The following is an 11,415-nucleotide window of genomic DNA, read 5'->3' as shown; positions in this document are numbered from 1 at the left end:
GATCGCGTCGAGATCGACGTGCTTGGATCCGCGGTACACGTACCGGTGGATCTTCGCCCGTTCAGCCTTGTTCGTGTACGACAGGTTCGCCGAAGATGGGTCACCAGGTGACGGGCAGTTCGTGCACGCCGTAGACCGACCCGTTGAACTTGACCGGGACCTGGTGCAGGTCGGTGGCCAGTTTCAGCGTCGGAACGTGCCGGTAAAGGGTGCCGTGGACCACCTGCAGCTCCATGCGGGCCAGCGGCTTGACCCAGGCACTGGTGCGCGCCGAACCACAGGGCGTGCCATGCCACGCAAGTAAACCAGATGATTCAGCCAAGCCAAGCACACGATCTAATAGGACTCAAGTCGTCCACTTGGCGGGGCCGCCTGCCGCCTCGCCTGGTCGGCGGACTGGGCAGACGGAGTGCCGGTTACGAGCGGGGCATCACCGGGGCCTGCCACAGGCCGACGATCGCGTCGATCAGGCTGGCGGCCAGGTCGTCCCAGGTCGGATGGAGGGTGGGGGCATCGTCCGCGAGGGCCCGTTCCCGCTCGACGCACATCTGCACGATGAGGTGGCGGGCCATGGTGACGCGTTCGCGGCGGATCTCGTCGGGCAGGCCAGGCAGGGACCGGGCCAGGCCGTCCCGGAACAACCGCAAGATCGGGGCGGCCGTCAGGGCTTCGTCGACCATGACCGCGTTGAGCGCGGGGTCGGCCATGACCTGCGCGGTGAACCGGGCGTACCAGGTGGGGCTGCCCAGGGTCTCCAGGTGTTCGGCGAAGGGGCGGACCAGGCACGACGCCCAGTCCCGCGGGTCGGCGGAGTCGCCGATGCCGGTCATTATGCGTTCGCGGATGCGCTCGATATGCCCGGTGTGCTTGCGGGCGATCGCGCGGATCAGGTCGGCCTTGGTGCCGAAGTGGTAGCTGACCGCGGCGTTGTTGCCCTGCCCGGCGGCCTCGCTGATCTGGCGGTTGCCGACGGCGTGCACCCCGCGTTCGGCGAACAGCCGCTCGGCCGCGGCGAGAAGGGCTTCCCGCGTCGCGCTGACCTGCTCGTCTCGTGTCATCTTCATGATCGTCGTCTTCTACCGCACCGGGACTTCGCGCAGCCCGCGACGGCCTCAGTCCCTCAGGTCGTCGCAGGTCCTCGGCCGTGTACGGCGAGGCGTGATGGAAGGACAGCTTATGCAATGGGCCGATCAGCGGCTCTGCCCGCCGTTTGACAGGTGCCCATCCACCGCTAGAATTTAAATCAATCGATTGATTTAATTGCTTAGCCTTTCGATTCGAGGAGGAAGCAGTGACGACAATCCCGGAGTACGACATCGCCAGGTCGGCGACGTGCCCGATGGACCCGGCGCCCGCGATGCGAGCCCGGCAGGAGGAGGGCCCGCTGACCCGGGTCCGGCTGTGGGACGGCAGCACCCCATGGCTGGTGACCGGCCACGCCGAGCACCGCGCCCTGCTCGGCGACCCGAGGGTCAGCGTCGAACCGGCGCGCGGCATCCCCCGGCTCTCCCCGGCGGAGGCCGCGTCGATGGAGAGCATGGCCGCCCAGGAGGGGGGCTCGGGCGGCATCGGCTTCATCATGATGGACGACCCCGAGCACGCCCGGCTGCGGCGCATGGTCACCTCGGCGTTCACCGTCAAGCGGGTGGAGGCGATGCGGCCGGCCACGCAGCAGATCGCGGACGACCTGATCGACCGGCTGCTGGCCGGGCCGAAGCCCGCCGACCTCGTCGAGGGGTTCGCCCTGCCGCTGCCCTCGCTGGTCATCTCCAACCTGCTCGGCGTGCCCTACGACGACCACGACTTCTTCCAGGCCAACAGCAGGACCATCATCAACCGCAACTCGACCCCCGAGCAGCGGGGAGGAGCCCAGCGGCGGCTGGCCGAGTACCTGGACGGGCTGATCGGCGAGAAGCTCGCCAAGCCCGCCGACGACTTGCTGTCCGGGCTGGTCGAGCGGGTCAAGGCCGGTGAGCTGACCCGGCCGGAGGCCGCCCAGATGGGGGTGCTGATGCTGTTCGCCGGGCACGAGACCACCGCGAACATGATCACGCTGGGCACGCTGGCCCTCCTGCAGAACCCGGACCAGGCGGCTCTCGTACGGGAGAGCGACGACCCGAAGCTGGTCGCCTCGGCGGTCGAGGAGCTGCTGCGCTACCTGACGATCACCCACGGCGGGCTGCGCCGGGTGGCCCTGGCCGACATCGAGATCGCCGGCCAGGTCATCAAGGCGGGCGAGGGCATCATCGCGGTCAACGAGACCGCCAACCGCGACCCGTCCGTCTTCCCCGACCCGGACCGGCTCGACCTCCAGCGCAACGCCCGGCTCCACGTGACCTTCGGGTACGGGATTCACCAGTGCCTGGGACAGCCGCTGGCGCGGATGGAGCTGCAGGTCGCCTACACCGCCCTCCTGCGGCGGATCCCCACCCTGGCACTCGCCGCCGAGCTGGATGAGATCCCTTTCAAGCACGACGGCTTCATCTTCGGCGCCTACGAACTGCCCGTCACCTGGTAGAGGACATCATGAAGATCATTATTGACCAAGACAAGTGCGTCGCTTCCGGGCAGTGCGTGCTGGCCGCCGACGACGTGTTCGACCAGCGCGACGAGGACGGGATCGTGGTGCTGCTGAACGACGACCCGTCGCCCGAGCGGCTGGCGGACGTCCAACAGGCCGCCATGGTCTGCCCGGCCCTGGCCATCACCGTCGAGGAATGACCCCCGCGCCCATGCGCGTCCAGGTCTCCGTCACGACGTGCGCACCGTAATCGTGCGGCCCGAACACCATGTCTCCACGGCGGTCAGCGATCCTGACCGCCGTGGTTCCCGCCCCGGAGCCCGCGCGAGGAACGCGGGACATGAAGGCCATTGACACACCTTCGACACCGGATCTACGCTCCGGTCGAATCGATTCGTCAGAGCCGCCGCAGACGTGTCCGTGCGATGGGCGAAAGCCCGGCCATACGTACGGGCACAGCCGTCGAATTGATTCCGAAGGAGCCGCACATGTTCACGGCAACCCCACGACCGCCCGGTAGACGGCTCGCTCGCGTCACCGGGCTCCTGGCCGGGATGCTCATCGCCTTCACCATCCCGGCGCCGGCGCACGCCGCGGACGAATCCATCAGTGTCGACTTCGGCTCGGCCGGTGGCGCCCCTACCTACCGCGCGTCCGGGTGGATCTACGGCATGACGGAGAACGCGTCCGGACCGGCGGATCACTTCTACCGTGACGTCAAGTTCCGGTACATGCGGGCCGGTGGCGCGCAGCTCGGCTCACCCGGCGGCTGGGTGTCGGGCGCCTACGACCGCAGGTGGAACGCGACGCTGGCCCAGGCCCGGCGGACGATCGCGCTCGGCGGCCAGTTCATCATCCTTCCGCATGATCTATGGGGCGCGGACGGGTATCCGATCTCCCGCTTTCCGGGCGACAACGGCAACTGGTCCGATTACGACGCCTTCCTCACTCGCCTGATCAACGACGTACGAGCCGCCGGAATCACCGTGCAGTGGGACATCTGGAACGAGCCGAACATCTCCCTGTTCTGGAACCGCCCGCAGGCCCAGTACTTCGAGCTGTGGCGGCGCAGTTACCAGCGCATCCGTGCCGCCTTCCCGAACCATTTGATCGTGGGGCCGAGCTGCGCCTGTGTGCCCTCCACGACGAACGCCTGGTGGAACGGCTACCTCGACTTCGTCCGCGCCAACAACGTCATCCCTGACATCGTCAGCTGGCACTCCCTGCCCGGCGACCCGGTGGCCAACGTGGCAGCCGCCAACGCCACGCTCGACCCGCGCGGCGTCCCGCACCCGCGGCCGTACCAGATCAACGAGTACGGCGCCTCCAACGAGCAGAACCCGGGAGACGGGTCGTGGTACATCGCCCGACTGGAGCGCGCGGGCGCCGACGGGTTACGCGCGAACTGGGCGAGCGCCGGCAACCTGCACAACGATCTGGGCAACCTGCTCGTCCGCGACAGCGCCGGCCGGCATCTGCCCAAGGGCGAATGGTGGGTCTACCGCTTCTACGCCTCCCAGACCGGCCAGATCGTCTCGACGACCCCGAGCGCCGCCTACGACGCCTTCGCCACCAAGGCGGCCGGCGTGGCCAAGATCCTGGTGGGCGGGGGCGGGACGACCGGCAACATCGCCGTCGGTCTGCGCCGCCTCGACACCACCAGCGGCATCGTGCAGAACAACCAGGTCCGCGCGGTCGTGCAGCGCGTCCCGTACAACGGCGGCGGCGCGGTCCAGGGGCCGATCACCGTGCAGAACACGGTCCTGACGCTGTCGGGGAACTCGATCACGCTGAACCTGCCGCACACCAACGCCGACGACACGTTCACCGTCACGCTGCTGCCGCCATCGGACGGCGGCTTCCAGTCCGTGGCGGTCGCGCAGCACTCCCAGCAATGCCTGGACAACACCGATCTGAGCACCGCCGACGGCAACGTACAGCAGCAGTTCCCCTGCGAGGGCGGCGACCAGCAACTGTGGAACTTCCAGCCGGTGACCGGCGTGACCGGCACGTACACACTGGTCAACCAGCAGAGCGGAAAGTGCCTTGAGGTGAACGCGGCGGCCACAGCCGACGGCACGCCGGTGAGCCAGCGGACTTGCGCCGGCGGGGCGCAGAACCAGCAGTTCGCCCTGCGCAAGGTGACCTACGCGGGCAACGATCCCCGGGACTATCAGCTCGTCGCCCGCCACAGCGGCAAGTGCGTCGACGTCAGCACCATCTCGACCGCCCCCAGGGCGCCCATTCTTCAGTGGACCTGCAACCCGGTTGGCCAGGCCAGTCCGCTCAACCAGACCTGGCGGCTCTGGGGCCGGTGACGGGTACGGGCTTGGCACACCGCCGCTCGTGGGCCGCGGCGAGAATGAGGTACGCGCCGGCCGTCCTCGATCAGCGCGGTCGAGGGCGCCCAGATGGGTCGCGACAGCTCCTCCCCCAGCACGATCGGCATGAGGTCGAGCACTGATCCGGTAGCGGCGGCCGGTCTGGTAGACGGTGAAGACGTACGAGCCGTCGACGGGGTCCTGGTAGAAGTACGGGCCGCTGAACAGCGTCAAGACGGGGTCGGCGGCCGAGCGCCATAGATGTCGCGAGCGATGCGCGGCAGACGACCCGTCCGCGCCACGGAATGCGACGACGTGCCATCTCGTGAACCGGTTCGACTTACGATGGTCGCCGAGCGGTGGATTGGACGAGGAGTACGGGTGAACATCGGAGAGATCGCCAGGCGGGCGGGCGTGTCACGCAGCACCGTCTCGTACGCGCTCACCGGCAAGCGCCCGGTGTCGGAGGAGACCAAGCGCCGCATCCAGTCCGTCATCGACGAGCTGGGCTACCGGCCCAACGCCGCCGCCAGGGCGCTCAAGGAGGGCCGTACCCGTACCATCGGCCTGGTCATCCCGCCGGCCAGTCAGCGCCTGACCGACATGCAGCTCGGCTTCGTGGCCAGCATGGTCGACGCCGCCGCCCGCGCCGACCTCGACGTCCTGCTGTCACCCTCGGGCGGCGAGCACGACCGCTCCTTCGAGCGCGTCGTCACCGGCCGGCGCGTGGACGGCGTCATCCTGATGGAGATCCGGCTGGAGGACGACCGGGTGACCCGGCTGCTGGAGAGCGGCCCGCCGTTCGTCGGCATCGGCCGTACCCGCCGGCCGGAGGACATGTCCTGGGTGGACATCGACTACGAGACGCTCATCGCCAAGTGCGTCCACCACCTGGCCGATCTCGGCCACCGGCACCTGGCGCTGGTCAACCGCAACGCCGAGCTGGTCGCCGCCGGCTATGGGCCGGGCCACCGCGCGCAGGCCGGCTTCGATCGCGCCATCGCCGAACGCGGCCTGCACGGCGTGCGGGTCTGCTGCGCCGACGACGCCCAGGCCGGACAGAGCTGCCTGCGGCAGCTGCTCGCCGACCATCCGGAGCTGACCGCCATCGCCACCATCAACGAGGCGGCTGTGTCCGGCATGTACCGGGCGCTGGCCGAGGCGGGTTTGACCGTGCCCGGAGACTTCTCCATCGCCGGCGTCGCCGCCCAGCACTGGGCCGAGAACCTGCACCCGCCGCTCACCGCCGCCGACGTCCCCGCCGGCGAGATGGGCGCCCGCGCCGTCGAGCTGCTCATCCAGCGCATCGCCGACCCGGCCACCCCGCACCGTCACCTCCTGATCGCCCCGCCGATCTCGCTGCGCGCCACGACCGGGCCCGCCAGGCCCCGCTCCTGACGACTAACGACTAACGAAGCCGCCTGAGACCCACTCCAGGTCCAATCCAGCTCCGGTCCGCGGAACGGCGGCATGTCGCGACCGTTTCCTGGCTCTTGACCACCCCGCCAAGAGACGCTCATGGCCCAGTCGAATCGATTCGACTTGCCTTTTGAGCACTCCCCCGGACAGGAATGGACTCCCGGCTGTCGCTACCGGAGCCCGGGGTACGTTCCCGCGGCCCTCGCGCGAGAACGTAGACGAACAGGACCGCCATGACCGCCGCGCCCGCCCACATGGCCTGCTGCCAGCCGTCGACGAAGGACTCCTGGGCGGCTCGGATCAGCGCCCGCGCCTGGGGGCCGGCCCCGTCGGCGGCCGTGAGGGCGTTGACGACGCCTTCACGGGCGGTGTCGGCGCCTGGTACTCCGTCGAGGCGGGCATCGACGGCACCGCGGTAGCCGGCGGTCAGGACCGCTCCGAGCAGCGCGACACCGAGCGCGGTGCCGAATTCCCGGGTGACGTCGTTGAGCGCGGACGCGACACCTTGACGCGCGCGCGGCAAGGCGGCGGTGATGGCCTCGGTGGCGGGCGTCATCGTCAAACCCATGCCGAGTCCCATGGCGAGCATGCCGGGGAGGATCGACAGGTAGCCGCCGTCGACGGAGACGAAGGTGGCCATGAGGACCAGCCCCGCGCCGCCCAGGAAGATCCCCGAGGCCATCGTCGAGCGGCCGCCGACCCGCGCGGCCACCCTCGGGGCGAGACCGGAGGCGAACATCATCAGCAGCGCCATCGGCATGAGCGCCAGGGTGGAGCGCAGGCCGGACCAGCCGAGCACCGCCTGGAAGTACGGGAAGAGGACCACGAAGATCCCTGCCTGCACGCCGAAGACGGCCAGGAGCGACACGGAACCACTCGCGAGACCTCGCTCGCGGAACAGGCGGACGTCGAGAAGTGGCGCCGGCCGGCGTAGCTCCCATGCCACGAATCCGGCGGCGGCGATGACGCCGACGAGGAGGCTCAGTAGCGTCGCGGGCGCGGTCCAGCCCCGTTCGGGGCCCTCCTGGAGAAAGAAGACGAGACCGACCACCGCGACCACGGACGACAGCGAACCGACGGCGTCGAACCCGTGCCCGGACGCCTCGCGCGAGTTCGGGACGGATCGCAGCGTCATGGCGATGGCGACGACGACGAGCACGACCGGCAGGACGAAGAGCCACCGCCAGCTCGCCAGGTCGACCAGGATGGCCGACAGGTACATCCCCAAGATGCCGCCACCGCCCGCGACGCCGGTCCACACGCCGATCGCCTTGGCGCGTTCCTCGTCCGGGAAGGTCGAGGTGATGACCGCGAGGGTGGCCGGCATGATCATCGCCGCGCCTACGCCGCTCAGGAAACGCGCGGCGAGCATGAGCTCGGACGACGTGGCAAGGCCGGCCGCCGCACTCGCCACGCCGAAGACGAGCAGGCCGGCGAGCAGCACCGGCCTGCGGCCCCACCGGTCGCCCAGCGCGCCGAGCGGCAGGAGCAACGCGGCCAGAGTGAGGGTGTAGATGTTGATGAACCACAGGACCTCGGATTGCGAGGTGTCGAACGCGACGCTGAGCTCCGGCTGGGCGACGTTCAACCCGGACACCGAAGCGATGACCGCCATGAGCGCGACGCAGACCCCGGCCAAGATCGTACGTCGTTGTCGTGGGTCTTGGACGGTCGGGCCGGGGGCTTCCGTGTCTGAGGACGGGTTCGTACTCACGGGATTCCTTTCATGCAGGTGCGTTCCTCATGGTGCTGAGCGTCAAGGCGGATGTGCAAACGTTGTTGCCGAATGGCAAAATGGCGGGATGGATGAGGCCATTGACCGCACTCTCGACGCCGTCGGACCGAGGTTGAAACGCCTTCGGCTGCATCGGGACGTCACACTCGCCGACCTCGCGGCGGAGACCGGGATCTCCACCAGCACCTTGTCCCGGCTCGAGGCGGGCTTGCGACGTCCCACGCTCGAGCAGCTGCTACCGCTGGCTCGCGCCTACGGGGTCACCCTCGACGAGCTCGTGGACGCGCCGCCGACCGGCGACCCCCGCGTCAATCTGCGGCCCATCTCCCGTGGCGACGGCGCCGTCATCCTGCCGCTGACCCGGAGGCCCGGAGGGATCCAGGCCTACAAGTTCGTCCTCCCGGCCGGAAGCGACGACGCCGAACCCGACCTGCGCAGCCACGAGGGCTATGACTGGGCCTATGTCCTCAACGGAACACTCCGCCTCGTACTCGGCGAACACGACCTCATCCTGAAGCCCGGGGAGGCGGCGGAGTTCGACACGCGCACCCCGCACTGGTTCGGGGCCACCAGCGCCGGTCCCGTCGAGTTCCTGAGTCTCATCGGGAGACAGGGCGAACGCACGCACATCCGCGCGGCACCGAGACCTGGCTCGGCCGAGTGAGAGAGCTCGGGGACCTCAGGTCCTAGAAACCGCGTCCACCGTCATCATCTCGACCGGGTGCCGCCACCGCTGGTTCACTCTTGCTTCATCGTCCTTCCCTACCGTGGGGCTCGCGTCGGCAGGCCCGCACCCCGGAGGAGCGATGAGCAAGTTACTCGGCGGCCTCGCGCGAGTCGCCGTGGCAGCGGCCATCACCCTGGCATCGGCCGGGTGCGGAATGAGCGTCCTCCGCCATACCCCGTCCATCCTGGACAAGGACGAGCTGATCGTCGCGGTGAAGCCGGACCAGCCCGGCCTGGGCCTGCGGACCAAGCAGGGCACCTTCGAGGGCTTCGACGTGGACGTGGCCACCTATGTGGCCGGCCACCTGGGCAAGAAGGTCTCCTTCGTCGCCACGACGTCGGAAGGCCGGGAGGCCAAACTGAACTCCGGCGAGGCGGACATGGTGGTGGCCACCTACTCCATCAGCCCACCGCGCAAGATGCAGGTGACGTTCGCGGGGCCGTACTACGTCTCGCAGCAGGACATCCTGGTCCGCAACGGCACGACGAACATCGGCAACGTACGAGATCTCGCGGGGCGCAAACTGTGCGAGGCCCAGGGCTCCATCTCCACGTCACGGATCATTGAAGGCCGCGGCGTGGCCGCCGTCCTGGTCCCGGCCCGCACCTACAGCGAGTGTGTGGACCTCCTCAGATCCGGCGCGGTGGACGCGGTCTCCACCGGCGACCTGATCCTCGCCGGGTTCGCCGCCCGGGACAAGGGCGCGTACACCATCGTGCACGCCCCGTTCACGGAGGAGCGGTACGGCGTGGCCCTCCGCCATGGCGACGTCGCGGGATGCGAGGCGGTCAACCGGGCCATCACCGCGATGTACCAGTCCGGAACGGCGCCCAAGCTCCTCCGCAAACACTTCGGCGCGACGGGTCTTTCGATATCCACCTCAGTGCCGCAGTTCGAAGGCTGCGCCTAAGAGGTCATCGGCGTTCTGCGGGGGCGCGGCTCAAGCGGATCATCGCCCGGTACAGGGCCGTCGGGGTGGGCGCGGGCGGCAGGGGCTCGGGGTTCGCGGGGTCCGGGACGGCGTACGACTGGATCATGCAGCCGACGAGCCGGCGCCACGCCTCCGGGGCCGCGCCGGCCGTGGCCGCGATGACACCGGCGTTGGCCATCAGCAGGATGACCAGATCCTCGGTGGTGAAGTCGGGGCGCAGCCGGCCGGCTTCCTTGGCGCGTACGACCAGCTCGCTGAAGCCGCGGTAGGCCTCGTCCCGTTTGGCCTCCATGGCCCTGGCGCTGGGAAAGGTCATGGTCAGCACCTCGGAGAAACCGCGATCCGCGGCCTGCATGCCGCAGACGGTCTCGATGTACCAGGTGAATCCGTGCCACGGATCGGGGTCGGCCAGCGCGGTGGCGGCGGCATCGGCGTACGTCTGCATGGTGTCGGCGAACACGGCCGCGACGAGGTCCTCGCGAGCGGAGAAATGCCGGAAGAGCGTCGCGATCCCGACACCCGCCTCGCGCGCCACGGATGCCATCGACGCTTCGATGCCGTCGCGCGCGTAGACCCGCCGGGCCGCGGCCAGGATGCGATCGCGGTTGTGCCGGGCATCGATGCGCAGGCCCTGGGTCGAGGGGTCTGCCGAGGGGTCTGGGGAAGCGGGGACGCGGCGGGCGGCAGGGCTCATGAAGCCATCATACAGAATCGGAATGGTCTATCCGATTCTGGTGTTACGCTGCACAGAACAAACGGATAAGCCGTTCCGATTAATTGAGGAGAGTCGCCATGCGCGCAATCGTCCTGAGTTCCGTCCCCGCGAGCCCCGCCATCACCGAGGTGGCCGCGCCCCGGCCCGAAGCCGGTGAGCTGCTGGTGAAGGTCGCCGCTTCGTCGATCAACGGCTTCGACGCGGCGACCGCGGCCGGCTACCTGCAGCAGGTGATGGAGCACCGCTATCCGCTGATCCCGGGCAAGGACTTCGCGGGCACGGTCGAGGCCGTGGGCGAAGGCGCCGAGGGGTTCGCCGTCGGGGACCACGTCTTCGGCGTGGCGATGAAGCCGTTCCTGGGCACCGGCTCGCTCGCCGAGTACCTCGTCGTGCCCGCCGCCTACGGCGTGGCGCACATTCCCCAGGGGCTCTCGACCGCTACGGCCGGAGCGCTGGGACTGGCCGGAACGGCCGCCCTGGACAGCATCGACGCCGTGGACCCGCAGAAGGGCGAGACCGTCCTGATCTCCGGCGCCACCGGCGGCGTGGGCGCGCTCGCCGTACAGGTCGCGGTGGCTCGCGGCGCCCGAGTGCTCGCCACCACGCGACCAGGCGCGGAGAGCGATTTCGTACGAGGGCTGACCGACGCCGAGATCCACCTGGTGGACTTCACCGCGGAGGTGGAGGCGCAGGTGCGCGCCCTGGCCCCGAACGGCGTGGACGCGGTGCTGCACCTGGCCGGCGACGGCGCTCAGCTGGCGGCGCTGCTGCGGCCGGGCGGCCGGCTCGCCTCCACTCTCGGCTTCGGCCCCGACGCGGTCGAGGGCCGGGAGGTCAGCGTCACCTCGGTGGTGGCCGACCCGAACCAGGTCACCTTGGACAAGCTGGCCACCGATGCCGTCGCCGGCGCCCTGCGAGTGCCCATCACCGCCACCTACCCGCTGGACCAGGTCGCCCAGGCGTTCGCCGACTTCGGCGCCGGCGCGCAGGGCAAGCTCGCGGTCTCCATCGCCTGAGTCTGTTTCCCTTCACCTGACAGGAGTTGA

Annotated in this window: 11 protein-coding genes; 7 read left to right on the top strand and 4 right to left on the bottom strand. The window is 69.4% G+C overall.

Going from position 1 to position 11,415, the window contains the following annotated elements; translation table 11 throughout:
* Positions 1-100 precede the first annotated feature (100 nt).
* Both AB0C30_RS55950 and AB0C30_RS55945 read right to left on the bottom strand, forming a co-directional pair.
* On the bottom strand, positions 101-235 hold the full coding sequence (locus AB0C30_RS55950) for a hypothetical protein (RefSeq protein ID WP_357960625.1): 135 nt from the start codon (positions 233-235) through the stop codon (positions 101-103).
* 181 nt (positions 236-416) lie between these two features.
* A complete protein-coding gene (locus AB0C30_RS55945; protein ID WP_357960622.1) occupies positions 417-1,064 on the bottom strand; it encodes a TetR family transcriptional regulator in 648 nt (215 codons plus the stop codon).
* 227 nt (positions 1,065-1,291) lie between these two features.
* On the opposite strand from AB0C30_RS55945, the gene AB0C30_RS55940 reads away from it, so the two are divergent.
* The 4 genes from AB0C30_RS55940 to AB0C30_RS55925 all read left to right on the top strand — a co-directional run bounded on the left by AB0C30_RS55940 (position 1,292) and on the right by AB0C30_RS55925 (position 6,240).
* Positions 1,292-2,518 carry a cytochrome P450 gene (locus tag AB0C30_RS55940; protein WP_357960619.1) on the top strand — a complete coding sequence of 409 codons (1,227 nt, stop codon included), beginning with the start codon at positions 1,292-1,294 and terminating at the stop codon, positions 2,516-2,518.
* Between the two features lie 8 nt (positions 2,519-2,526).
* Positions 2,527-2,721, top strand: coding sequence for a ferredoxin (locus tag AB0C30_RS55935; RefSeq protein ID WP_357960616.1), 195 nt, complete (start codon positions 2,527-2,529; stop codon positions 2,719-2,721).
* A 288-nt stretch (positions 2,722-3,009) separates the two neighbouring features.
* Positions 3,010-4,839, top strand: coding sequence for an RICIN domain-containing protein (locus tag AB0C30_RS55930; protein ID WP_357960613.1), 1,830 nt, complete (start codon positions 3,010-3,012; stop codon positions 4,837-4,839).
* 384 nt (positions 4,840-5,223) lie between these two features.
* Positions 5,224-6,240, top strand: a complete 1,017-nt coding sequence (locus tag AB0C30_RS55925; RefSeq protein WP_357960611.1) for a LacI family DNA-binding transcriptional regulator — start codon at positions 5,224-5,226, stop codon at positions 6,238-6,240.
* A gap of 118 nt (positions 6,241-6,358) precedes the next feature.
* On the opposite strand, the gene AB0C30_RS55920 is transcribed toward AB0C30_RS55925, so the two are convergent.
* Positions 6,359-7,975: an MFS transporter gene (locus AB0C30_RS55920; protein ID WP_357960608.1), complete on the bottom strand. Its 1,617-nt coding sequence runs from the start codon at positions 7,973-7,975 to the stop codon at positions 6,359-6,361.
* An 88-nt stretch (positions 7,976-8,063) separates the two neighbouring features.
* Here AB0C30_RS55920 and AB0C30_RS55915 point away from each other — a divergent pair, with 88 nt between their 5' ends.
* Both AB0C30_RS55915 and AB0C30_RS55910 read left to right on the top strand, forming a co-directional pair.
* Complete coding sequence (locus AB0C30_RS55915; protein ID WP_357960605.1) at positions 8,064-8,660, top strand: XRE family transcriptional regulator; 597 nt, start codon at positions 8,064-8,066, stop codon at positions 8,658-8,660.
* 142 nt (positions 8,661-8,802) lie between these two features.
* Entirely contained in the window at positions 8,803-9,633 is an 831-nt protein-coding gene (locus AB0C30_RS55910) for a glutamate ABC transporter substrate-binding protein (protein WP_357960603.1), read from the top strand.
* A gap of 4 nt (positions 9,634-9,637) precedes the next feature.
* Here the strand turns inward: AB0C30_RS55910 and AB0C30_RS55905 are convergent, their stop codons facing one another.
* The gene (locus tag AB0C30_RS55905) at positions 9,638-10,348 is read right to left on the bottom strand and encodes a helix-turn-helix domain-containing protein (RefSeq protein WP_357960600.1); all 711 of its coding nucleotides are present in this window, start codon (positions 10,346-10,348) and stop codon (positions 9,638-9,640) included.
* 98 nt (positions 10,349-10,446) lie between these two features.
* On the opposite strand from AB0C30_RS55905, the gene AB0C30_RS55900 reads away from it, so the two are divergent.
* Positions 10,447-11,385: an NADP-dependent oxidoreductase gene (locus AB0C30_RS55900; protein ID WP_357960597.1), complete on the top strand. Its 939-nt coding sequence runs from the start codon at positions 10,447-10,449 to the stop codon at positions 11,383-11,385.
* Positions 11,386-11,415 lie beyond the last annotated feature (30 nt).

The sequence above is a fragment of the Nonomuraea sp. NPDC048901 genome (genome assembly GCF_040649695.1).
Classification (GTDB): Bacteria; Actinomycetota; Actinomycetes; order Streptosporangiales; family Streptosporangiaceae; genus Nonomuraea.
Note: the sequence above shows the minus strand (reverse complement) of the source record. Positions and strands in the feature narration are given on the sequence as shown.